General features: G+C 45.0%; 20 protein-coding genes. 12 read left to right on the top strand and 8 right to left on the bottom strand.

The window, feature by feature from the left end:
* Nucleotides 1–211 precede the first annotated feature (211 nt).
* Entirely contained in the window at nucleotides 212–559 is a 348-nt protein-coding gene (locus tag MTF70_RS04820; RefSeq protein ID WP_005375109.1) for a helix-turn-helix transcriptional regulator, read from the top strand.
* Between the two features lie 90 nt (nucleotides 560–649).
* Here MTF70_RS04820 and lldD read toward each other — a convergent pair whose 3' ends face one another.
* Complete coding sequence (lldD, locus tag MTF70_RS04815; RefSeq protein ID WP_158155471.1) at nucleotides 650–1,789, bottom strand: FMN-dependent L-lactate dehydrogenase LldD; 1,140 nt, start codon at nucleotides 1,787–1,789, stop codon at nucleotides 650–652.
* A 315-nt stretch (nucleotides 1,790–2,104) separates the two neighbouring features.
* Complete coding sequence (locus MTF70_RS04810) at nucleotides 2,105–3,796, bottom strand: L-lactate permease (protein WP_005375111.1); 1,692 nt, start codon at nucleotides 3,794–3,796, stop codon at nucleotides 2,105–2,107.
* 162 nt (nucleotides 3,797–3,958) lie between these two features.
* Here MTF70_RS04810 and MTF70_RS04805 point away from each other — a divergent pair, with 162 nt between their 5' ends.
* Nucleotides 3,959–4,858 carry a LysR family transcriptional regulator gene (locus MTF70_RS04805; protein WP_005375112.1) on the top strand — a complete coding sequence of 300 codons (900 nt, stop codon included), beginning with the start codon at nucleotides 3,959–3,961 and terminating at the stop codon, nucleotides 4,856–4,858.
* Between the two features lie 120 nt (nucleotides 4,859–4,978).
* Nucleotides 4,979–7,012: a prolyl oligopeptidase family serine peptidase gene (locus tag MTF70_RS04800; RefSeq protein ID WP_115386801.1), complete on the top strand. Its 2,034-nt coding sequence runs from the start codon at nucleotides 4,979–4,981 to the stop codon at nucleotides 7,010–7,012.
* 242 nt (nucleotides 7,013–7,254) lie between these two features.
* Here MTF70_RS04800 and MTF70_RS04795 read toward each other — a convergent pair whose 3' ends face one another.
* Both MTF70_RS04795 and MTF70_RS04790 read right to left on the bottom strand, forming a co-directional pair.
* On the bottom strand, nucleotides 7,255–8,886 hold the full coding sequence (locus MTF70_RS04795) for an ABC transporter ATP-binding protein (protein ID WP_205461260.1): 1,632 nt from the start codon (nucleotides 8,884–8,886) through the stop codon (nucleotides 7,255–7,257).
* A gap of 85 nt (nucleotides 8,887–8,971) precedes the next feature.
* Nucleotides 8,972–9,469 (bottom strand): hypothetical protein, encoded by a 498-nt coding sequence (locus MTF70_RS04790; protein ID WP_017635485.1) that lies wholly within the window; start codon nucleotides 9,467–9,469, stop codon nucleotides 8,972–8,974.
* Nucleotides 9,470–9,655: 186 nt separating this feature from the next.
* On the opposite strand from MTF70_RS04790, the gene MTF70_RS04785 reads away from it, so the two are divergent.
* The 3 genes from MTF70_RS04785 to MTF70_RS04775 all read left to right on the top strand — a co-directional run bounded on the left by MTF70_RS04785 (nucleotide 9,656) and on the right by MTF70_RS04775 (nucleotide 15,315).
* Nucleotides 9,656–12,016: an ATP-binding protein gene (locus MTF70_RS04785; RefSeq protein WP_005375118.1), complete on the top strand. Its 2,361-nt coding sequence runs from the start codon at nucleotides 9,656–9,658 to the stop codon at nucleotides 12,014–12,016.
* Between the two features lie 293 nt (nucleotides 12,017–12,309).
* Entirely contained in the window at nucleotides 12,310–13,938 is a 1,629-nt protein-coding gene (locus MTF70_RS04780) for a methyl-accepting chemotaxis protein (RefSeq protein WP_042521649.1), read from the top strand.
* A gap of 396 nt (nucleotides 13,939–14,334) precedes the next feature.
* A complete protein-coding gene (locus tag MTF70_RS04775) occupies nucleotides 14,335–15,315 on the top strand; it encodes a porin (RefSeq protein ID WP_042521647.1) in 981 nt (326 codons plus the stop codon).
* Between the two features lie 124 nt (nucleotides 15,316–15,439).
* Here MTF70_RS04775 and MTF70_RS04770 read toward each other — a convergent pair whose 3' ends face one another.
* Nucleotides 15,440–16,177, bottom strand: coding sequence for a flagellar brake protein (locus tag MTF70_RS04770; RefSeq protein ID WP_005375123.1), 738 nt, complete (start codon nucleotides 16,175–16,177; stop codon nucleotides 15,440–15,442).
* A 136-nt stretch (nucleotides 16,178–16,313) separates the two neighbouring features.
* Between MTF70_RS04770 and MTF70_RS04765 the strand changes: the two genes are divergently transcribed.
* On the top strand, nucleotides 16,314–16,589 hold the full coding sequence (locus tag MTF70_RS04765) for a GNAT family N-acetyltransferase (RefSeq protein ID WP_017635482.1): 276 nt from the start codon (nucleotides 16,314–16,316) through the stop codon (nucleotides 16,587–16,589).
* A complete protein-coding gene (locus MTF70_RS04760; RefSeq protein ID WP_155396143.1) occupies nucleotides 16,586–17,563 on the top strand; it encodes a phosphotransferase in 978 nt (325 codons plus the stop codon). The genes MTF70_RS04765 and MTF70_RS04760 overlap by 4 nt, the downstream gene beginning before the upstream one ends.
* Before the next feature lie 46 nt (nucleotides 17,564–17,609).
* Here the strand turns inward: MTF70_RS04760 and MTF70_RS04755 are convergent, their stop codons facing one another.
* Nucleotides 17,610–18,110: a GNAT family N-acetyltransferase gene (locus MTF70_RS04755; protein WP_017820512.1), complete on the bottom strand. Its 501-nt coding sequence runs from the start codon at nucleotides 18,108–18,110 to the stop codon at nucleotides 17,610–17,612.
* A 395-nt stretch (nucleotides 18,111–18,505) separates the two neighbouring features.
* On the opposite strand from MTF70_RS04755, the gene napG reads away from it, so the two are divergent.
* From napG to MTF70_RS04735, 4 genes are all read left to right on the top strand, one after another.
* Entirely contained in the window at nucleotides 18,506–19,276 is a 771-nt protein-coding gene (gene napG, locus MTF70_RS04750) for a ferredoxin-type protein NapG (protein WP_042521643.1), read from the top strand.
* Nucleotides 19,276–20,130 (top strand): quinol dehydrogenase ferredoxin subunit NapH, encoded by an 855-nt coding sequence (gene napH / locus MTF70_RS04745; protein ID WP_047104522.1) that lies wholly within the window; start codon nucleotides 19,276–19,278, stop codon nucleotides 20,128–20,130. Before napG ends, napH begins: the two co-directional genes overlap by 1 nt.
* Nucleotides 20,131–20,329: 199 nt before the next feature.
* Nucleotides 20,330–21,511, top strand: coding sequence for an MFS transporter (locus tag MTF70_RS04740; protein ID WP_005375129.1), 1,182 nt, complete (start codon nucleotides 20,330–20,332; stop codon nucleotides 21,509–21,511).
* Nucleotides 21,512–21,717: 206 nt separating this feature from the next.
* Complete coding sequence (locus MTF70_RS04735; protein WP_025768568.1) at nucleotides 21,718–21,999, top strand: YrhK family protein; 282 nt, start codon at nucleotides 21,718–21,720, stop codon at nucleotides 21,997–21,999.
* Nucleotides 22,000–22,121: 122 nt separating this feature from the next.
* Here the strand turns inward: MTF70_RS04735 and MTF70_RS04730 are convergent, their stop codons facing one another.
* Complete coding sequence (locus MTF70_RS04730) at nucleotides 22,122–22,961, bottom strand: energy-coupling factor transporter transmembrane component T (RefSeq protein ID WP_042521639.1); 840 nt, start codon at nucleotides 22,959–22,961, stop codon at nucleotides 22,122–22,124.
* Nucleotides 22,958–24,697, bottom strand: a complete 1,740-nt coding sequence (locus tag MTF70_RS04725; RefSeq protein WP_042521637.1) for a DUF3744 domain-containing protein — start codon at nucleotides 24,695–24,697, stop codon at nucleotides 22,958–22,960. Before MTF70_RS04725 ends, MTF70_RS04730 begins: the two co-directional genes overlap by 4 nt.
* Nucleotide 24,698: the final 1 nt, after the last annotated feature.

The following is a 24,698-nucleotide window of genomic DNA, read 5'->3' as shown; positions in this document are numbered from 1 at the left end:
CTAAACCGTCCGAGATGGACTTTTCCTTCCGATGACAAGAGAGTCACCTCAATGTTCTGTTGAGCGACCGCCTCATGCATGTTCAGAGGTACGCTACCAATGATTGAGGGTTGATATTTGGACGATCAATTATAACTTCTCTGACTTATCGCTAACATTTATCTTAAGTAAGTGTGAGAGTGTATTGGCTCTTGAATTAGCGGAGGCAGATATGGAATTTACAGAGCTGGATCGAAACGCGCTCTACGACATCTGGATGTCACAAAAAGCCAAAATGCACATCACTCAAATGGAAATGGCTAAGCGCCTTGGTTTGAGTCTACACGAGTTTTCTGGCTTGTTACGTGGTAATTCTCCACTGACGCTAGGTTTTGTAAAACAGCTATGCGAGCAGCTACATGTACGTCCTGGTCAGGTGATTCCGTCTTTGACGGAGCGTGATCTATCTGCATCTGGTACCGTTTATTTACAAAATCGTGTGACGGTGGATGGTGATATCAGTAACGTGTTTATCGACGGAAACCAAGTCGTGATCGAGTACGTTCACCAAGTTAGCTAGCTTGCTCGTCAAATTATCGGGTTGAAGAGCAATAAAAAACGAGCCACTGTTGGCTCGTTTTTTCGTTTCTGTTTTGCTCGCTCGCAAAGATTATGGGATTTTCACTAGCGAATCGCGTGAAAGATCCGCGATAGACTTAGCTCCAGTCAGCGTCATTGCTACACGCATTTCTTTATCGTACAGATCCAGTAGATTTTCAACGCCTGCTCCGCCTTGTGCTGCCAATGCGTACACAAATGAACGGCCAAGAAGCGTACAGTCTGCACCAAGTGCGAGCATACGAACGACATCAAGACCAGTACGAATACCAGAGTCTACGAAGATCTTAAGATCACCTTTTACCGCATCCGCAATGCTTGGTAGTGCTTTAGCACTTGAAAGTACGCCATCTAACTGACGGCCACCATGGTTAGATACCACAATGCCATCTGCGCCGAAACGTACCGCATCTTTCGCGTCTTCTTCATCTAGAATGCCTTTGATAACCATTGGACCATCCCAAAAATCACGAATCCACTCAAGATCTTTCCAGGAGATAGAAGGATCGAAGTTTGCGCCTAACCAGCCGATGTAATCTTCTAGCTTTGTTGGTTCGCCACGATAAGTTGAGATGTTACCTAAGTCGTGCGGTTTACCAAGTAGACCCACATCCAGCGCCCAGCTTGGGTGGCGCATCGCCTGGAATACACGACGCATGGCCGCGTTAGGGCCACTCATACCTGAGTGCATGTCACGGTAACGTGCGCCAGGAACTGGCATATCAACGGTAAACACCAGCGTTGTTACGCCTGCTGCTTTTGCACGCTCAAGTACGTTTTTCATAAAGCCACGATCTTTAAGCACGTAAAGCTGGAACCACATTGGACGTTCAATTGAAGGTGCGACTTCTTCAATCGGACAAACCGAAACAGTTGACATAGTAAATGGGATGCCTTTTTTCTCGGCTGCTTTTGCTGCTTGCACCTCGCCTCGGCGCGCGTACATACCAGTTAGACCAACAGGAGCTAGCGCGATTGGCATTGCCAGTTTCTCACCGAAGATCTCGGTTTCGAGGCTCAAATCTGTCATATCGCGTAGGACGCGTTGGCGAAGAGCGACATCACCTAAATCGTCAGTATTACGCTTCAGCGTGCGTTCGTCGTAAGAGCCGCCATCAATATAATGGAATAGAAACGGGGGAAGCTTGGCTTTCGCGGCAGCGCGGTAGTCAGTAGAAGCTGAGATAATCATAATGGTGTCCTAGCGGTTATTCTAAGCAAAGTTGTGGAGCAATTTGCTCTTTCGTTGAGTCTTCATCGCAAAGCAGTGAAGACATCAAAATGAGTATAGTTACCTATGGTTCACTTACGTTTGAACCGATGATGTTGGTAACCCATTTACATAATTGGTTGAAAAATTTTATTAAATCACTCAATCAGTTATGCAAACTGGAAAGGATGACACAGCTGTCGGGGGAATTGATGTAGCAAGCTAAATCAACATGTCGGGGTAGTAGTGCAGACAGCTGTGTCAAATTAGGCAGGGCTGTAAACCCTGCGTTTCGCGTTACTTCATTAAGACATCTGTCATTTGGAAGCCATAAATCAGAACCAATCCAATAATGCCTGTCATTACAATGTAGTAGAACGTAGGGATAATCGTTTTACGCAATGTTGCGCCTTCTCGACCAAGCAAGCCTACCGTGGCTGATGCGGCAACAACGTTGTGAATCGCAATCATGTTACCTGCGGCAGCACCGACGGCCTGGAGTGATACAACAATCACACTCGAAATAGACAACGTTTGTGCCACTTCGAATTGGAACTGGCTGAACATCATATTTGATACCGTGTTTGAGCCAGCGATGAACGCACCCAGTGCACCAACGGTGGCACTCAGCGCTGGGAACGCAGAACCAACAAGGTCAGAGGCGAAGTTTGCGGTTGTGACGGGCATACTTGCTAGGTCAGCACCGTTGATGCCTGAGTTGATAAAGATACGAACCATCGGAATGGTAAATACCAAGACAAAACCCGCCCCAATCAGTGTTTTGCTTGACTCGCCAAACGCTTCACGCAATGGCTTTACACTACCGCTTTGTAACATTGCAGCAAGTAGTGCGACAAACACCAGAATGCCACCAGGAAGGTATAACGGCTGAATCGCAGCGCTAACGCCAGTCTCACCAAGAATGTTGCTGAACGACAAACTTACGCTTTGTACAAAGCCTTTCAGCTCAGGGCTTACGCGGCTTGCGACGAGAATAACTGCCAGCATTACATATGGAACCCAAGCTTTTACGATGCTCATTGGCTTGCCCGGATTGTCGTTTAGATCGACTTTTAGCGAGCCTAACCACTCTGCAGGCCACTTGTCTTCGCTTTCGAAATCCCACTTAGTCTTTGGTACTAAGAAGCCTTTTTTCGCTGCGGTAACAACGATAGACAGACCAACCAAACCACCGATAAGTGAAGGGAACTCTGCACCTAAGAAAACACCGGTTAACGCGTATGGAACGGTAAAAGAGACACCAGCGAATAGTGCAAATGGTAGAATATCCAGACCTTCACTCCAGCTTCTGTTCTTGCCGAAGAAACGTGTTAACATCATCGCCATTAATACTGGGATCATCGTACCTACGACTGCGTGAATGACAGCAACGTGCGCTGTGATATCTTGCAGGTACATTTCCCACGTTGCACCTTGTGCGGCCAACGACTCACTGATGTTATGGGTGTCTAAACCTTTGTTTACACCTACGATGATAGGCGTGCCTACCGCGCCGAATGAAACAGGCGTTGACTGAATCATCATGCCCATAAGGACAGCGGCTAGCGCAGGAAAGCCGATTGCAACCAGTAGTGGTGCAGCGATTGCTGCCGGGGTACCGAACCCAGATGCGCCTTCAATGAACGAGCCAAAGCACCAAGCAATGATGATGGCTTGTACACGGCGGTCAGCCGAAATATCGGTAAATCCATTACGGATTGTGGTGATCGCTCCAGTGTGTTTTAAAGTGTTGAGCAAGAAGATGGCACCAAACACGATCCATAGAACAGAGACAGTAATGCCCAGTCCTTGGAATACGGAGGCCAGTACGCGATTGGCTGACATATCCCAAAACATTAGTGCGATAGCGACGGTTAGACCGAACGCAACAGGCATGGCTTTTTTAGCAGGCCAGTTGAGACCAACCAATAAGATGGCGGCAACAACAATTGGCGAAAATGCCACTAGGGCAAGTAGGGTTTCACTCATTTGTACATCCTTCGTACGCTGACTTCTCGAACGGTGTCAATCCGCTGTAGAGGTGACTTTTTGTTGTAATGGTTTTGTTAATTTGGCGTGAATTTACTCCTTTATTTTTTGTTGATATAGGGAAATAATGAAAATAATTAATTCCAAAAGTGACATAATGGTATGAGAGCAGACGACTTAATCCTATTTTCTCAAGTAATCGAACTTGGCAGCTTTAGTAAGGTTGCAGAGGCAAATAACCTTACAAATTCGGTAGTTAGCAAAAGAATGGCGAGGTTGGAGGAAGAAATAGGGGCTCAGCTATTATATCGAACAACGCGCAAATTAACCTTGACCGAGGCAGGTAAGGTGTTACTCCACAGTGCTAAAAATGTGAAGCAGGCCACTCAGGAGGCTATGGATGCTGTTGCAGGCTTTGGAGAGAATGTGAGCGGTCATATAAAAATGTCCGTGCCGTGTATCTCTGGAGATTTGATACTTGCTGATGCTGTTGCCGAATTTTGTAACCTTCATCCGGGTCTGACCGTGGACATGTCATTGGATAATCGCTTTGTCGATTTAGTGGCTGATGGTTACGATTTAGTCATTCGAACTGGCTACTTAGCCGACTCTAGTTTGATCGCACGACATATTCTCGATTCCCAATGGGTGGTATGCGCGTCACCTTCTTATATTGCGAAAAATGGGAAACCGATCGAGCCGATTGATCTCACCACGCACAATTGTCTGCAATACGCTTACCAAACCACAGGTGCAACGGATTGGGAGTTTAAAGGAGAAGATGGCAATTACATCGTCAAAGTATCGGGCTGCTTTTCTACTGATAACGCGACCGCATTACGTAAAGCCGCTCTGGGCGGCCATGGTATTGCTTACGTCCCGCGCTGTTTGGTGTATCACGATATTCGTAATGGTCAACTGGTGGATATTTTTCCTGAATTAGTAGGTAAAAAGTTGGGTATCTACGCGGTGTATCCGTTTACTCGTCAACCACCGAACAAAGTGAAGCTGCTTATTGAGCACATTCGTGACCGATACTTAACGATATCTCATTATTTCTAGGTTCTTCATAGATTTAAAACAATGTCGTTGAAATCAAAATAGGGTGCTCTAAGGTAATCACCGCAATAAAACGATTGAAGATAAACAACTTAATAAAAACAACGGAGTAACACGGACGTTATGCATTACCCAAAAACACGTAAAGATTCTGTCGTGGACACTTATTTTGGTCACGACATTACCGACCCTTATCGCTGGTTAGAAGATGATCGCAGTGAAGAAACCGCTCAATGGGTTTCGGGTCAAAATTCGGTCACCTTCGATTTCCTTGGTCAGATACCGTACCGCCAACAAATCCGTGACTTAGTGGCGAAGAGTCAAAACTACGAAAAATATTCCCAGCCATTTGTTCGTGGTGACTACACCTACTTCTACAAAAACGACGGTTTGCAAAACCAAAGCGTATTGTATCGACGTAAAGGCGAGGGAGAAGCCGAGGTTTTCCTTGATCCAAATACTTTCTCCGAAGAGGGCACGACCTCTCTTGGCGAAGTCAGCTTCTCTAAAGACTACCGTTTGGTCGCGTATTCCATCTCGGAAGGGGGCAGTGATTGGCGTAAGATCTTTGTCATTGATACGGAAACCAAAGAACAGCTAGAGCCTGAGATTGTTGATGCGAAGTTTACGTCGATTTCTTGGCTGGGCAGCAAAGGCTTCTATTACTCAAGCTACGATAAGCCGCAAGGCAGCGAGTTGTCTGCTCGAACTGAGCATCACAAGCTTTATTATCATGAACTTGGTACACCTCAATCTGAAGATAAAGTGATTTTCGGTGAGTTGGATACGCAAGTTCATCGTTATGTGTCTGGTACGACGACGACAGATGATCGCTTCCTCATTATCTCTGGCGCAGAATCTACATCGGGTAATCGTCTGTTTTATATTGATTTACAGTCTGAGTTACAGGCAATTGTGACGCTGCGCGAGACAACGCAAGGAGACACCTACTTAATTGATAGCCAAGACGCAACCTTGCTGCTTTACACCAACCTAGACGCGCCGAATGGCAAAGTTGTCAGCTACAACACTCAGACAGAACAATGGGCTGACGTGATTGCTGAACAAGAACAGCCGTTAGAAATCAGCAAAGGTGGCGGTTATCTGTTTGCGACTTATATGGTAGATGTGCTTTCTAAAGTGCAGCAGTTTAACTACCAAGGTGAGTGGATTCGAGATGTACAATTGCCGGGAGAAGGCACGGCTTATGGTCTGGCGGGTAAAAAAGAAGAAACCACACTTTATTACACATTCACTAACTACGTGACGCCTCCGACGATTTTCTCATTTGATGTCGAATCTGGTGAATCGACACTGTTTCAGGAATCAAAGGCACCGTTCGATCGTAATGAGTATGAATCAAAACAGGTGTTTTACACCTCAAAAGACGGCACGCAAGTTCCGATGATCATCTCATACAAGAAGGGCATTGCACTTGATGGTAGAGCACCAACCATGTTGTATGGTTACGGCGGTTTTAACATCAGCCTTACTCCAATGTTTTCTGGCAATGTAGCCAACTGGCTAGAGTTGGGGGGTATATACGCTGTCGCCAACATGCGAGGCGGCGGTGAATACGGTAAAGCCTGGCACAACGCAGGCACTCAGCAGCAAAAGCAAAACGTGTTTGATGACTTTATTGCGGCGGCGGAATACCTGATTGAAAACGACTACACTAGCTCGGATCGCCTAGCGATTCGCGGTGGTTCTAATGGTGGTTTGTTAGTTGGAGCGTGTATGACGCAACGCCCTGAACTATTCAAAGTCGCGCTGCCTGCGGTTGGCGTGCTTGATATGCTGCGTTATCACACGTTTACTTCTGGAGAAGGCTGGAAGTATGACTATGGCACGTCGGAGCAAAGTGAAGCGATGTTCCAATACTTGCTTGGTTACTCTCCTGTTCACAATGTAAAAGAAGGCGTGCAATATCCTGCTACCTTGGTGACAACTGCTGATCACGACGACCGAGTTGTGCCAGCACATTCGTACAAATTTATTGCGGAGCTGCAAGACAAACAGCAAGGCGCTAATCCAGTATTGATACGCATTGATGTTAATGCCGGTCATGGTGCAGGAATGCCGCTGAGTAAGCAAATTGACCTCACCACAGACGTGTATGCATTTACGTTACATAATATGGGTATTGAGTCGATTTAATGCCCTAGTTGTTAGAAACTTCTGAGAATAAAAAAATGCCGCGACAGTGTCGCGGCATTTTTCATGGTTGGGGGAACTCAATTCATACTGTTTGCCAGTATTTGAGGCAGGTTGACTAAGTCTGACCCTTGAACCAACCAGTCTCGGCGGCCAAACCGAAAGGCAGCTACGCCATTCTTAAGACAAGATGAATTTATCACCTTTTCTTAATCCTAGTTTATGAATATGAAACTGTGATGAACCTAAGCCGCATTGTGCTGATTTTCACTGTTTTCAAGATCAAATGAGGCATCTATCAGTTTTTTCGTGTAGTCATTTTTAGGGTTTTGGAAAATCTTTTCGGCCGTACCTTGTTCCATGACCTCGCCCTTTTGCATGACTAGAACACGATCAGAGAGTGCTTTAACTACTGATAGATCGTGGCTAATAAACAAGTAGCCAATATTGTGTTTTTTCTGCAAATCTTTCAGAAGGTCAATCACTGTCAGTTGCACCGAGCGGTCTAATGCAGAGGTTGGCTCATCAAGCAGAATAAACGAAGGTTCAAGGATCAGTGCTCGCGCGATAGCAATACGCTGACGCTGGCCTCCTGAAAACTCGTGCGGATAACGGTTGATGGACGCGGGATCTAAGCGGACCTCACGGAGCACGTCGCGTGCTTTCTGCATACGTTCTTTTTTACTCAACATTGGTTGGTGGACAGTTAATCCTTCTGTGATGATCTCGCCGATAGTCATACGAGGAGAAAGCGAACCATAAGGGTCTTGGAATACCATCTGAACGTCTTTTTTCAGCTCAAAACGTTCTTTGTTTGTCAGCAAGGCCATATCTTGGCCTTTATATTCTATTTTGCCAGTTGAGGGCAGTAGACCTATCAAAGCTCGGCCGAGTGTAGACTTACCTGAACCGGACTCCCCAACGATCCCGAGGGTCTCTCCTTGTTTAAGCTCAAGAGAAATGCCTTTTACCGCTTCGAAGTACTCATTCTTGCTCGCAATAAAATGCGACTTTACCAAGAATTTGACTCGTATATCGTCGGCCTTTAAAAGCTGTGTAGCACTTTCGCTAATAGGCTCCTTACTGCCTTTAGGAATCGAGTTGATTAGCATACGTGTGTATTCGTGCTTTGGGTCCTCGAAGAGTGTTTGCGTTTCGCCTTCTTCGACGACTTCTCCTTTACACATCACAATGACACGGTCTGCAAAGTGTTTTACGACGCCTAAGTCATGAGTAATAAATAGGATTGCCATGCCCATCTGAGTCTGAATTTCTTTAATCAGGTGCAACACTTCTGCTTGAACCGTGACATCCAACGCTGTTGTAGGTTCGTCGGCGATCAAAATATCGGGCTCGTTAATCAGTGCCATCGCAATCATGATGCGTTGCAATTGACCACCAGAAAATTCGTGTGGGTACTTGTTGTACGCTTTTTCTGGGTTTGGCATATGAACCAATTCAAACAGCTCTAACACCTTTGCTTTTGCTGTTCGTCTGTCGACCGGGCGGTGACACATGATGGCCTCAGCGACTTGGATACCCACCCGCATGTACGGGTTTAGTGAGGTCATCGGCTCTTGAAAAATCATGCCAATGCGATCACCGCGAATACTTTGCATTTCACGCTCTGTTTTATCCAAGATGGAGCTACCCTCAAACATGATGGATGAGCTTTCATGAAAAATAGCGTTGTCTGGCAGTAGTTTCATCAGTGCATTGGTTGATACTGACTTGCCAGAGCCAGATTCGCCAACGATGGACAGCGTCTCGCCTGCTTTTAAATCGAAGCTAACATTCTTTACTGCATCGACGATCCCATCGTTTGTCGTAAAGCTGACTGATAGGTTGTTCACCGAAAGAATGGTTTTAGAAGACATCACAGATCCTTGTGGTTGATAAAGCAAATGATACTCAAGCAATGGACAGTACAAACCTAGCTGGCCTCAATGCTTGAGCTTTAGATTAATTATACAGGTGAGAAGGCGAAGCTTTTGCCGAACTCATTGCTTGCAAATGTAAGAACTGCTCATGCGCGCGCGTTACGTGCTCGAGTTCTATCATCCATTGAGCATTACGTTGGGCAGAGCAAAATGCCGCCATGTGAGCTAACAAGTCTTCGCTCTGTTGACCAAGTAGGTGACCTACGCGCTCAATCAGTTCATGGCTCTCTAGCTGCAAAAATTGAAATAGCGCGTAAGTTTGATTGAGTATTGAGAACGCATCATGTTGTAAGCCGAGTTTGTTGAGAATCTCTGATTGCGTCACGCTGGCATCTCTAAGCCCCGTAATGAGACATACAAACTGGCAAGGTTTAGTTTGTGCATTTTCTAGCGCTAAATGAATGTGGTTGGGTAGATTGTTGAGCACGTCGTCATATAAACGATGAGCTTCTGGCCAATGGCCTTGTTCCATCAGTTGCTCCGCTTTTAAGTAGCGCATCCAGCATTGCTCAATATTCATATCCATCTCCACACATTTGATTTGTTTAGATATTAAATGAAATTGATTATCAATTGCAAGTGCGTGTTAATATCACTTATGTGTTCATAAAATGTCCAATCAATCTAGGGTGGAAGGTAAATCACTTAAAATTAAGCAAATAATCTCTACACTCAAATAACGAAAATAAGAAAAAAGGAAGTGGATATGGCAATACTAAGATTGGAAGCTAAGCAGCTATATTCTGTAGCAGATCTAGAGAATATGCCATGTAAGTCGACCAAGGAGTTACCTCCAATTGATGAAATCGTGGGCCAAGAGCGCGCGCAAAAAGCGGTCGAGTTTGCGATGTCCATCAAAGAGAAAGGGTATAACATCTACGCCATTGGTCAGAATGGGCTAGGTAAACGCACCATGATCTTGCGCTATCTGAATCGTCACCAGCACGATGCAGCAGCCCTGTTTGATTGGTGTTACGTTGCGAACTTTGAGGATACCCGTACACCAAAGGTATTAAAGTTGCCTTGTGGTATCGGAAATAAGCTACGTGTTGATATTGAAGCTTTAATGGGCAAATTATTGAATGCTTTACCCCTAGCATTCGACAATGAAATGTACTTTAGCCGCGCTGAGCGATTAAAAAATCAATTGGCAGCTAAGCAACAAAACGAGCTGGATCGTATTAGTCGAGAGGCAAAAGAAAAGGGCATCAGCCTAACACTGACTACGCAGGGGGATTATCAGTTTGTCGCCATGAACGGTGATGAGCTTCATACGGAAGAGTCTTTTGATGTACTAAGCAAAAAAGAACAAGAGCAATTCAGCGATGCTATTGATGAACTCGAAGTGCGATTGCGCTCGATGGTTCGTGAGCTTACGGAGTGGGAAGAGACATACAGCGATAAAATCAAAAAGCTCAATGATGAAGTGACGCTTGATGTGATTACTCACTTCATCAAAAAACTCAAAGTGGATTACGCGCAATATTCCGAAATCAAAACCTACTTAACTGAGCTGCAAAAAGATATTGTTGAAAACGCAGATATCTTCCTTGACCAAAGTGGCGAGCAAGGCGAAATTGCGACGGCATCCTTGGATAAAAAATTGCCACGTCGTTATAAAGTGAACGTCTTGGTAAGCCGTAAAAGCAGCGAATTTCCTATCGTTGTTGAAGAAAATCCCAACTATCATTCACTCTTCGGGTCGATTGAGACTGCCACTTTCAAGGGAACGGTGTTTACCGACTTCTCGCTGATTCGTGCAGGGAGCTTGCATAAGGCGAATGGCGGCGTTCTATTAATGGATGCTCAGAAAGTACTTGAACAGCCTTACGTTTGGGATGGTTTGAAGCGCGCATTGCGTGCTCGTCAATTGAGTTTTACGTCTCTAGAAAAAGAAGTCACATTGACGGGGGCGGTATCACTCGATCCTGAACCGATTCCGCTTGATATCAAAATTATCTTATTTGGTGATTACCGAACTTACCAATTACTCCAACATTACGATCCAGAGTTCAGCGAGTTGTTCCGCGTGACGGCAGATTTCGAAGACGAAATGAAACGTACGCCGGAGTCTGAGCTGCATTACGCGCGCTTTATCTCTAGCGTGGTGCATGACAATAATATGCTGCATTGCGATCGCAAAGCCATTGCTCGAATCATCGAATACAGCTCACGTTTGTCTGGCGACCAATCCAAGCTATCTCTACATTCGGCTAATATCGCCAACTTGCTTCGAGAGTCGAACTACGTGGCTCGTCAAGCTAACTCTAACATGATCCGTATTGGGCATGTTGAAGAGGCGCTCAATAACCAAGAAATGCGAGTAAGCCGATTACGCGATAACGTAATGGAAACCTTTATTAACGGCACAACGCTGATTCGCACCGAAGGAGAAGCCGTAGGCCAAGTGAACGCACTTTCGGTATTGAGCACTAGTGACTACATGTTTGGTGCACCGAATCGCATCACAGCGACGACGTGTTACGGTGATGGGGATGTTATCGATATCGAGCGAAGCGTGGATTTGGGAGGCAGTATTCACTCTAAGGGCGTAATGATTTTGTCTGCCTACTTATCTTCCGTATTTGGTAAAACGGCACGAGTGCCATTAACGACAACCATTACCTTTGAGCAATCTTACGGTGGTGTTGATGGTGATAGTGCCAGCATGGCTGAGTTATGTGCGGTTGTGTCTGCTTTTTCAAAGCAACCAAATCGACAAGACATTGCGATAACAGGGTCGATGAATCAATTTGGTCAAGCTCAGCCTATTGGTGGCGTAAACGAAAAGATCGAAGGATTTTATGATGTGTGTGTAATTAAAGGTCGTCATGACGGGCAGGGGGTCATTATTCCGCGCTCTAATGTTCACAATCTAATGCTTCGTTCCGACATCGTGAAAGCAGTCGAAAAAGGCGAGTTTAATATTTGGGCGATTGACCATGTTACTGAAGCTATCGAATTGTTTACGGGGAAAGTTGCTGGTGAGCCAACTGATGAAGGTTCTTATCCAATCGATACCATTTTTGGCCTTGCTCAAGCTAAGCTCAATTCGTTGAGAAAATAGGCTGAAACCGTCCTAAATGTGAATGTATCTCATCATAAGTGATCATAATTTATCATAACGACAATATCCCGACGCCACTGTCGGGATATTGTCAATAACAGATTGAAAATGGAGAGTTTTTGTACTAGACAAAAGTGTGATCGACCTCTAATATTCGCCACTTGTTTATTCGTCTGGGATTTATCCCGTCGCAAGGAAGCATAGATATTCAAACTGCCGAAAAGTAACGTTGTTATAGGCACTGCTCGAGTTTGTTTGGATATAGACATCACGCATACAACTGAGGCCCTGTCATGCAGTTATCACTGAAAAATTTGTCAGTACGAACGCAAATTTTGGTTCCGGTATTATTTACCGCGATTGTTTTGTTTATTGCTCTTTGGATTACTAAAAACAATCTTCAAGCAGAGCAAGATGTTATTGCTTCCAACCAAGAATCTTTGGTTTTTCACAAAGACACATTGGCGAGTATTGACGACCAAATTTACCCTCTGCGCATAAGCGCGGTTTACGCTATTTACGATGCTTCTCGTCGTGAGAATTTTCTAACCGAATTGAAAGAAGGCTTAAAGCAAGTTGATGCCGATTTAAGCGCAATTGAAGCCCGAAACCTATTCCGTGACGATGCCGTTAAAGTTCGCCAAGCAATTGAATCCTATGTGCGATATTCAGAGCGCTCAGTTGATTTCTTCAACCAATACGATCAAGGTTTGAAATCGGATAGCGAGTACCGTGCATTTGTCAAAGAGTATCGCAATGTTGGCCGAGAAATGGTCCAACAAATTAACACGCTATCAAAGCATGTAAACGAGCAAGCTGAACAATCTACTATCAGAAGTCATCAGCAAAATGAACGTGTGCAAAATAACGCTATGTTGACGGTTTTAGCGGTATTTGCTTTCTCATTGATAGGCGCTTGGTTCCTATCTGGCATGATTGTTACACCAATCCAAAAGCTGCAAGAAGTGATGCGTCAGTTAGCAATGGGTAATCTATCAGTACGTGCAGATGTCGATGGGGACAATGAGATCTCTAAGCTGAGCAAAGATGTAAACCAAACCGCAGAGCAGTTATACAACACTGTGGACCAGTTAACCCGTATTAGTGAGGAAGTTGCATCTGCATCGACCGAATTGGCTGCGGTAATGACGCAAGCGGAAGCGAACGCTCAACAAGAGTTGGCGGAGATCGAGCAAGTTGCATCTGCGGTTAACGAGCTTGCAAGCACTGCGAATAATGTGAGTGATAACGCGACCTCTGCTGACGCAACTGCGCGTGAAGCTGATGGACTTGCTCAATCAGGTTTGGCTATCTTCCAAGAAAGTGCGGAAGCAAGTGCGCAAATGTCTCAAGCATTGAACGATGCAGCGCAAGTTGTTTTGCGTCTAAAAGAGCAATCTGTACAGATCAACGATGTTATTGAAGTGATTCGCGGCGTATCTGAGCAGACCAACTTGCTAGCATTGAATGCTGCGATTGAAGCGGCGCGAGCTGGTGAATCTGGTCGTGGTTTTGCGGTAGTAGCTGATGAAGTACGCATGCTAGCGGCGCGTACTCAAGACTCGACACAAGAGATCCAAACGATCATTGAAGAGCTTCAAGCGCAGTCTGGGCTGGCGAATGACAGTATGCAAGTCAGCCTTGATATGCTTAGCCGCAACAACGAGCTGACGCAACAAGCGAATGAAGCGTTGGTTGGAATTACCGAGTCGGTCGCCAACATCAACGATTCAAACACGCAAGTAGCAACCGCAGCCGAAGAGCAGTCTCAAGTTACTCAAGATATCAATCGCAACGTGGTTAACATGTCGGAGCTTGTAAACCAAAATGTAGCGGGCATCAGCCAGAGTGCAAGTGCGAGTACTGAGCTTTCATTACTTGCAGAGAAGCAGAAAGAGCAATTAAGTTTCTTTAAGCTTTAATTCATCATCTACTTATCAAATCTCTAAATCCCTGAGTGAATGCTCAGGGATTTTTTTGTTTGTAATAATCGGATTTATTATCAATAAGTCTATCTAAAACAGTTAGTTAACAAGATTTTTTGCGGGCGATGTCACGTTTTGTGATATTGTTTTTACATTTTTTTCGTCAATTTTTTTTTGACGCGAACATTTTTTTTAACTCAACCGATAACTTGATGGTTGAGAGGTATTCATATCGCCATTTTAAGTGGTGTTTTCTTCTATAAGCGCTGTTTATTCAACACGTTGCGTGAAAAATAATAGCTGCTACTATGCCGCCAGTTTTCTCGTTGGTACAGAAAAGTCCTGTTTTTCTGGTGAGAAAACACATATAAAACAATGATATGGAAAATAACAATGAAATTAAAAACTTTAGCTGTAGCAGTGGCGCTAATGGCATCAGGATCTCAAGTTGTCGCTTCAGAACTATACAACCAAGATGGCACTTCTCTTGAGATGGGCGGCCGCGCTGAAGCGCGTCTTTCTATGATGGATGGTAAGGCAGAAGACCGTACTCGCATCCGTCTTAACTTCCTAGGCAAACAGGAAATCAATGAAAACCTATACGGCGTTGGTTTTTGGGAAGGTGAGTTTGTAACTGAAACTTATGATGTATTTGATTCTAAAGGTAACAAAGTTGGTGAGACAGACAGTCTTGAAACTCGTTACGCTTATGCGGGGCTGGGTGGCAAATACGGTGAAGTAACTTACGGTAAAAACGACGGCGCACTAGTGGTTCTTACTGACTTTACTGATATTATGGCTTACCACGGTAACACAGCAGCACTTAAACTGCCTGTTTCTGACCGTACAGATAACATGCTGTCTTACAAAGGCCAATTCGAGCAACTAGCTGTACGCGCTAGCTACCGTTTTGCTGATCGCACAACAGATGCACAAGGCTTTACAGACAACGAGGAAGATGGCTTCTCTCTATCTGGTGTTTACGCGTTTGCTAACACTGGTTTTGAACTAGGTGCTGGTTACGCAGATCAAAACGACAGCGATGAGTTCATGCTGGTAGCTGCATACTCTGTAGGTGACTTCTACTTCGCTGGTAACTACACTGGCGCGGATATGGATGTTGCAGGTAAGACTTTTGATTACAAAGGCTACGAACTAGCCGCTGCTTACACTATGGGTCAAACTGTATTCACTTCTACGTTCAACAAAGGTGAACTAGAAGACGCAGATACTGTAGAAAACCTAGCTGTTGATGTAACTTACTACTTCAAGCCTAACTTCCGTGGCTACGCATCATACAACTTCGATCTAATGGATAACGAAGGCGCTGATGAAAAAGATGAGCTAGCGCTAGGTCTACGTTACGACTTCTAAGTCATGACTCTTATCTAAGATACTGCCTTATTCTTAGTAAATAAAAACCCCTTACTGAAAAGTAAGGGGTTTCTTGTTTTCTAGCACTTCAAAGCTTCTTGATAAGCGATAGGGGTTATCAAATCTATCTTTTTAGTGTGAGCTTAGTACCATCAAATTTGAGGTGACTGAGGAGGTTTTTAGCGTTGTTTTTACCAACCTCATCAAACTCCATTCCGTAGCGAGCATAGTGCGTTGATTTTTGTAAATTACAAATACGACCTCGCAATGGCGCTAGCATACGACTCTCTCCGGGCATCGTTAGATCCAATGAAACGTGGTCACCAACCTGAAGTGGCCGGCTCATTGGTGATGTTACAAAACGACAGCCACTACGAGATAAATCTCTTATTTCGCATTCAGTTCGATAGGCTTCTAAACAAACGCGCGCTCTCAAATTTACTTCGTAACGCACTTCTTTGCGAAGCTGAAAGACCTGCATAGTGTTGGGTAGGTCTAGCACCAAAATTGGGTACGGATCGCCTAGTCGATGCTGTAATTGGGCCCGAAATGGGATAACGGCCCCTTCACCTCGATGAGAGTAGGCTTTTACATTGATCCAAAAGCCTTCTTGAAAATAGAACTTCAAGTCTTCATCGGAGATGTTCGGAACCTCTATCAATGCAGTATTATTTGAGTGACAGCCAACAAATGTGCTGGTTGTAATAAACTTTGTACCAACGGGGGTGGTGACGTTTAAGCTCACTTCACTGCCATGTTCGACCATTGCCATTGCATCGGTGCTATTTAATGTACTTGCCTGACGTTCTGGTGCCTTCTTGCTTTGCAGAGGTAGCTTGCCGTCTCTGGCAATTGGGCTCATATTTCTCATTATAATTGTCGTACCTGATGTAAGAAGGTAATCGCGTGAGGCGAAGCAGCACTCTCGCATGGTATCGATTTTATTCAGTGATATAGTTTGATTCAATCAATCTGTAACAAAAATTAGAGAGCAAGATATGCATAAAGTAACTCATGAGACCACGAATAGTACATTCTGGGTTGATTTAGAGCAGGGTTATAAAGCCAAGGTGATTTATCAGCTTAAGGGTAATGTCATGCACATTACATCAACGGTTGTTCCTGAAGCACTGCGAGGTAAGGGGTACGGAAAAGTGATGATGGAAGCGGTGTTGCCAGAAATTGAGTCACTCGGTTATCAAATCAAACCAGTTTGCCCATATGTTATTCACTATATGGAGAAGAACCAAACGTGGTCACATCTGCTCGCATGATGAGTAACAACCACCAACGCTACCAAACTATTGGCCAGGAACTCAATCTCGGTAATTACCGCTCTGTAGAAGTCATACAATCGCTATGGGGAGGCTATGGGGAGTTAGTCCGAGTTACTTATTCTACTGGTTCGGTGATCATTAAGCATGTAAAACTCCCTAAGCCTTCAGAGCATCCTAGAGGCTGGAATACGGACCGTTCTCATCAAAGAAAGTTGCATTCTTATCAGGTGGAAGTGAATTGGTATGAGTATTTTTCCGGAGGGGTGGATACTCGCTGCCGAGTACCACAAGGTCTAAAAACGTTCCAATCGGAGAATGAATGGCTCATTGTGATGGAAGATCTCGCCGAGGTGGGCTTTCCAAAAGTCATCACAGATGCACAGCTAGAGCATCTACAAGCCTGCCTCACTTGGTTGGCGAACTTTCATGCGCGATACATCGATGTTCGTTCGGATAAGTTGTGGCATACCGGAACATACTGGCACTTAGCAACCAGACCCGACGAGCTTGAAGCATTGCAAGACACTGAGCTACAAAATGCGGCTCAATTGATTGATCAAACGCTCTCGCAAGCTAAGTTTAAAACACTAGTACATGGTGATGCCAAATTGGCGAACTTCTGTTTTGATGAAGAAGAATCAAGCGTTGCTGCGGTTGACTTTCAATACGTTGGATGTGGGTGTGCAATGAAAGATGTGGCACTGTTTATGAGTAGCGCCGTTAAGCCAGAACGTTGTGCAGAGATGGAAGTTTGGGTTTTGGATACGTATTTTGCTCAGTTGCAATACTCGCTAATGGTCTATCAACCGAATCTTGACCCTAATGAAGTCGAGCGTGAATGGCGTCCTTTGTTTGCTGTGGCTTGGGCAGACTTTCAGCGATTTGTGAAAGGTTGGAGTTCCGACCACTGGAAGATCAATCCCTACACAGAAGCATTGACTCGCAGAGCGTTGGCTTACTTACGAAAGTGAGTCGAAGTTTAAAAAGAAAAGCCTCCAATTAGTAGGAGGCTTTGTTTTATCTTTGGCCTGGTCTGATGCGCGCCATGTAATAGGTATTGATGAATTCACCATCACGGAAGGAACCGTCAATCGCTTCACCTTCAATTTGAAATCCATGCTTTTTATAAAGCCCAATGGCGGCGTCGTTATCGGCATTGACCTCTATCTGAATTCTTCTCACATTTAACCAGTTATCTGCTAGTTCAGTGACTGTTTCTATCAATTTGCTACCAATACCGAGTCCATGGAAACTATCATGTACTCCGATGCCAAACGATGCCGTGTGCATCGTTCTTGGACGTAGAGAGTGGTGAAAGCCAATATTTCCGACGACTTTACCATCAATTTCAGCGACATAGCTATAAACACCATCAGGTATGTTTGACAATCTTTCCACCCACATCGCGAGCGAAGGCTTTGGGAGTTGCAGGGTTTCACGTTGTGCTTTTGGTTGTGAATAGATTTCTACGAGTGCCGCTGCGTCTTCGACGGTCGTTGGACGTACGATAATTTCCATGCCTCTCTCCTTCGCTTTTTAGTTTTAATTTTTAATCTAACCACAGTTTTCTTATTTGGATAGTGTTTTTTTATGTTTAATGGATAAATGCCTTTTAAATTAGCTTGTTATGATGTCATTTTTTGAATTTTTAGTAGTGATTTATCATCGAATTGAGCGAGTAGATTGCAAAGGTGTTGAATTATTGTACTGAGAATGGCGCGTACTGCAGAGTATCGTGGTGAATTTCATGTCGCAGTAAATAAACGCATTTAGTCAAACTGTGACGACGGCACTGTGCGTCAGTTGACTTGAATCAATAGAGGATGGGGTTACCTCCTATGAGGTATAGGGAAACGACACGTTTAGGGCTATTTATGCTTAACTTGATAAGGGAGTTTTGTTGAGGAAATAGCATGAAATCCTCTCAGTCTAAAATATCGCAAAGTCGGCGCCGATTTTTGCGTGATACAGCTCGAACTGCGGCTGGTGTTGGCGCAGCTGCGTGTGTATTGGGCTTACAATCGCTACAAAGCCAAGCTCGAGAAACCAAAGGTGTGCCTATTCGTCCGCCTGGTGCACTGCCGGAAGGCGATTTCGAATCAGCTTGTATTCGATGTGGCTTGTGTGTTCAGGCATGTCCTTACGATACCTTGAAACTTGCGACATTACTTTCACCCGTCGCGACTGGCTCACCTTACTTTACTGCACGCGATATTCCCTGCGAAATGTGCGAAGACACTCCTTGTGTTGTCGCTTGTCCGAGTGGGGCGCTGGATCCGAAACTAACCGATATTGATGATGCTCGAATGGGTACAGCGGTTCTTATTGACCATGAAACTTGCCTTAACTGGCAAGGGTTACGATGCGACGTTTGTTATCGCGTTTGTCCGCTGATTGATGAAGCCATCACGTTAGAGATGGTTCACAACGATCGAACTGGCTATCACGCCAAACTTATCCCTACAGTGAATTCCGAAGTGTGTACCGGATGTGGTAAGTGTGAACAAGCGTGCGTGTTGGATGTCGCTGCTATTAAAGTCGTCCCGACGGATTTGGCGAAAGGCAAAGTGGGCAGCCACTACAATTTTGGTTGGAAAGAGCTCGACAAACCACTCGAAAATATCCTCCCTAGTGAGACGCCTGTGCCGGAAGGTGCGCTTGAATCGCTAAAAGGAGGTAAGTAATGGCAAAGAATTTAGCTCAAAATGCTGGCAAAGAAGCGCTTGAAAAGCTTGGTTGGTGGCGCGCGCATCGGTTTTTGATTTTACGTCGGCTATGTCAGTTCACCATCATTGCGCTATTTATGGCTGGGCCGACGCTGGGAATTCTAACTGGTAATCTGTCATCAAGTATGTTGCTCGATACCGTGCCGTTAAGTGACCCGTTAATCGTGCTTCAAGCTTTGGCGACAGGGCATGTTCCGGAGTTTAATGCGTTGTTAGGCGTAGTGATTGTCGTGGTGTTTTACGCGATTTTGGCGCCGCGCGCATTTTGTGCTTGGGTGTGCCCGTTGAACATCGTGACAGACTTGGCGGCGTGGTTGCGTCGAAAGTTCAACATTAAAGCGAGCTATCGTTGGTCTCCCATGATTCGTTATTGGCTGATCCCTGTTTTGATGTTGGGCAGTGCGCTATCTGGCGCGATTCTTTGGACATGGTTAGATCCAGTTGCGGCACTGCATCGCGGGTTGGTGTTTGGTATGGGCGCAGGTTGGGTGCTAATCGCCCTAGTGTTTGTGTTGGATTTACTCTTGGTTGAGCATGGGTGGTGTGGGCACTTATGTCCACTGGGGGCTACCTATGGCGTGATAGGCCGAAAAAGCCTGTTGCGCGTTACTGCTGTTCGGCGCGAAGATTGCACCAAATGCATGGATTGCTTTTACGTTTGCCCAGAACCAGAAGTGCTTCGGCAGCCTTTGAAAGAGGGAGATCGTCGAGTTATGGATCAAAACTGCATTAGCTGTGGCCGTTGTTTGGATGTGTGTCCAGAACATGTGTTTGAATTTAAAAATCGCCTATCAGTAAAAGTCATTGATTAAGCCACTGAGCACATTTACTCATGCTTTAGTTCTTTTGATACTTGAACATCGCGCTTAGCCAAGGAATTGAGTGCGATGTTTATCTTCATAACAATATTCCTCAGCCATATCAGCTTGCTCTGGGTTGAAAATAATAATGATATTGCGAATTTGTTACATTTAAAGCTATGATGATGCCTTCATATTTAAAGGAAACATCATGACTACCTCATCGCACGGCTGGAGAACGCCGCAAAATTTCCTCCTGTTAATTTCCATTATCGTGCCCATTGCTTTTTCTACCTGGATGGCGTTGTTGAACAACTTTGTTATAGAGAAAGCAAACTTTGATGGTGCCGACATAGGCCTATTGCAAAGTGTGCGCGAAATTCCGGGTTTTTTGGCCTTTACCGCCGTGTTTGTATTGCTGTTTATCCGAGAGCAACGCTTTATGCTCGTATCTTTGGCGATGCTTACGCTTGGTACGGCATTAACAGGTTATTTTCCCACTTTGTACGGTCTACTTTTTACAACCTTGTTAATGTCCACCGGCTTCCATTACTTTGAAACACTCAAGCAGTCTTTGTCTTTACAATGGCTATCTAAAGAAGAAGCGCCAGAAATGCTGGGTAAGTTTATTTCTGTTGGAGCTTTGGCTTCTCTGTTTACCTACGGCGCCATTTGGGTTTCGCTCGAACAGCTCAAACTTGATTTTAAAACGGTCTATTTAATGGCTGGTGGTTTAGGTTTTGTGCTCATTTTGGTGATGGCATTTGCCTTCCCACAATTTAAGACAAAAGTGCCTCAGAACAAGAAGCTCATCCTGCGTAAACGTTACTGGTTATACTATGCGCTTACGTTTATGAGTGGAGCACGCCGTCAAATTTTTACGGTGTTCGCTGGTTTCTTGATGGTAGAAAAGTTTGGTTACTCCGCCGCAGATATTACGTTGCTGTTCCTGATTAACTATGTCTTTAACTTCTTGTTTGCGAAGCGAATAGGCCGTTTTATCGGCGTTGTAGGTGAGCGCAAAGCGTTGATGTTTGAATACGTCGGTTTGATCTTCGTGTTTGTCGGGTACGGTTTGGTGCAAACGGCTGAGTGGGCGGCAGCATTGTATGTTGTCGATCATCTATTTTTCGCGTTAGCGCTTGCGATTAAAACCTACTTCCAGAAAATTGCCGACCCAGCAGATATGGCGTCGACCGCGGGCGTTGCGTTTACGATTAACCATATTGCGGCGGTTGTAATACCTGTTACGTTTGGTGTGATTTGGCTGGTTTCACCTGCTAGCGTATTTTACATCGGCGCTGGTATGGCAGCAGTGAGCTTGCTGTTGTCACTCAATATTCCAGCGAAGCCGGAAGAAGGCAACGAAACTCGCTTGTTGAAGTGGAGTTAAGTTGGTACTCACTATCTAATCATTAAAGCGAATACCTGTAATTAGACTCGCTAAAAAGGGTGCTTATGCGCCCTTTTCTTTTTATTGCAAATAGATAATCCCTCCAATGGTTGTCAATGCATGCCACGTCCGTTAGGGTTTAGAACTAAGTATTTCGAAATAACTTGGGCATAACTGACGCGAAACAATAAGAGGGGAGCTATACAGTGCAGATACATGGCAGAGAGTTGGATTTAGATCTAGGAAGCCGTCACATCGTTATTCAGCGCCGCTATGAGGCGTTAGGTGCTGCAAACGACCTACTCATTGCTATTTGGTTTTTAATTGGTAGCTTTTTCTTTTTGAATGATTCGTTGATTGAAAGTGGTACTTGGCTTTTCATTGTAGGCAGTGCGCAGTTGATTATTAAGCCCCTGATAAAACTGATGAGTTTAGTTCATGTTGGTCGTTTGAATAAGCAACTTTCTGGCACATCAGCGAGCCGCTGAAATTACCGCTTCTTTTGAATACTTGCAAGCAAGAAGCCAACAGGCGAGTTATCGAGGGGAAAGACGGAAGATAACGTGGTCACAACACTAACCACGTTATGTTCAGTTTGAAGCTTCAGAATTTAAAACGGATACCAGAACAGTTGTGTGTCCATCACACGCTTGCTGATCGCAGCAATCACTATCACCGCAATCCCAGCCATGCAGATCATATCGGCTTTGGTCAGTGGTTTTAAGCTGTACCAAGTGCGAGAGGAGTGGCGGCCAAAACCACGTAGCGTCATCGCGTTTGAGATTTGATCGGCTCTGTCTAAACTAGAGAAAATCAGAGGTCCAAGAATCTTCGCGACGTTCTTCATACGATTGAACAACGGAGCCTTCTTGCTCAGTTCTACTCCGCGTGCTTGTTGCGCGTGCATGATGTTAACAAAGTCCTTTTTCACTTCCGGCAAGTAGCGCAGCGTTAAGCTTACGGCATAGGCGATTTTGTAAGGTACACCCAAGCGGTTCAAGCTGGCTGAAAACTCCGTCGGGTGAGTGGTAAATACAAACACCAACGCGATTGGAAACATGCTGAAGTATTTCAACGTCACTGTTACTAGGTAAAACAACGTCTCTTGAGTGAGCGAGTAATTACCGGGTAACGAGAGTAAAACCGTTGATGAGCCCATGAATTCAGTACCTTGTTGCGGTGCTAACGCGAACATAAACAGGGCATTGATCAGTAATACCGTGCCTGTACCGAATGACAGCGGTTTGTAGACATGAAAGGGCACTTTGGTCATTTTCAGTAAGCCTAAACCAAGCACGATCAACAGTGCGATGATTCGCAAGTCAAATGTGGTCAACACCACCGTTACCCAAGCAATGAAAAGCAAGAACTTAGTAATGCCATTCAACTTATGAAGTGGTGATTGGGTATCGATGTAGTTGATACCAAACTTCATCTTATTGTCTTTCATGCCACCGCTTTCTCTAGTTGGTTTACGTCGTCGCTTTTTTGTTGGCGGTGCGCTTTTTCTACATTGATAAAGTGCTGCATAAAGCCATTGGTGTCTTCGATGCCAACTTTCGTAGCCAACTCAAACAGACTTGTTGTGGTGAGGTTTGCTTGGTCTAGTAGCTCTGGACTGCTGAATACCTGCGTCATTGGCGCATCCGCGACTAATTTACTGTCTGCAATCACGATAGAGCGCGTGGTGTATTCCAGCACTAAATGCATGTCATGAGAGATGATCATCACGGTTACGCCCAACTCGCGATTGAGCTTTTCGATGAAACTCAGCATAGACGTGTAGTTTCGATAGTCCTGACCTGCCGTCGGTTCATCAAGGATCAGAAGCTCTGGTTCCAATACCAAAATTGACGCAATGGTTACGCGCTTTTTCTGGCCGTAGCTCAATGCTTCGATTGGCCAGTGGCGGTATTTGCTCAAACCGCACAGCTCAAGGACTTCAAGTACTTTAGCTTCGATTTGTTTCTCTTCAACGCCACGATTACGGAGGCCGAAGGCCACTTCGTCGAAAATCATGTGATGGGAAATCATGTGATTCGGGTTTTGCATCACCACGCCCACTTTCTGGCTGCGCTCGAAGATGGTCAGTTCGTTAAGATCTTGACCATTCATACTCATTGAGCCGCTATCCGCTTCAATAACGCCCATAATCAGTTTGGTGATGGTCGATTTACCCGAGCCATTTTTGCCAAGTACAGAGACAAACTCGCCACGCTTGATGTCAAAACTCACGTCTTCTAACGCGTTTTTCTCACCGTCGTAAGAATAGGTGAGGCCACGGACTTCAAGCAAAGTCTCGGCTGGCGTTTTGGGCGGTTGTGCTGTTGAACCATCAAACCATGCTTGTACTGCCGATTTATATTGCTCCAACGGTAAGGTAGTTAAGCTAGAAGGTTTTGCATCGCCCTCAATCGCGCAGCCTGCTTCTTTCAGTGCTGAAATATAAAGCGGTTCGCGGATGCCGTAATCTTCTAGCAAAGGCGACGCTAAAATTTCATCTGGCGTTGTATCGGCAATGATTTTGCCACTTTCCATCAAGATAATACGGTCAACTGAGCAATGCAGAACGTCTTCAAGACGATGTTCAATGATTACGATGGTTTTGCCCGTTTCGCGGTGTAGATCATCGATGATCTCGATGGTTTTTTTACCCGTTTTAGGGTCAAGCGCAGCTAGTGGTTCATCAAACAAAAGGATATCGACATCATCGACGAGAATGCCCGCCAAAGAAACACGCTGTTTCTGCCCGCCAGATAAATCGTGGGGTGAGCGTTTTAGCATCTGTTCCAAGTCGACCATTTTGGCCGTGGCTTTGACCAATGGGTACATGTCGATATTTGAAGTTAGCTGGTTCTCCAGCGCAAATGCAATGTCTTCGCCAATGCTCAAACCGACAAATTGGCTGTCCGTATCTTGCAGTACGGTGCCAACTTGCTCAGTGTATTGGTGCATGTCGAAAGGGGCGGTGTCTTGACCATTGATGGTCAATGTTCCACTGGTTTCCCCTTTGATTGCGTGTGGGATCAGTCCGTTAAGACATTGCCCAAGGGTAGATTTACCACTACCACTTGGACCGATAATGACGATTTTCTCTCCTTTCTCTATCCTTAGATTGATATTTTTTAGCGTCGGTTTGTCCAGCGACTCATATCTAAAAGAGAAGTTAGAAAATTCGATTGTCATT

The sequence above is a fragment of the Vibrio sp. 2CM40D genome, assembly GCF_023161825.1.
Lineage (GTDB): Bacteria > Pseudomonadota > Gammaproteobacteria > Enterobacterales > Vibrionaceae > Vibrio > Vibrio alginolyticus.
The sequence above is the reverse complement of the archived record's forward strand: the minus strand, read 5'-3'. Positions and strand labels throughout refer to the sequence as shown.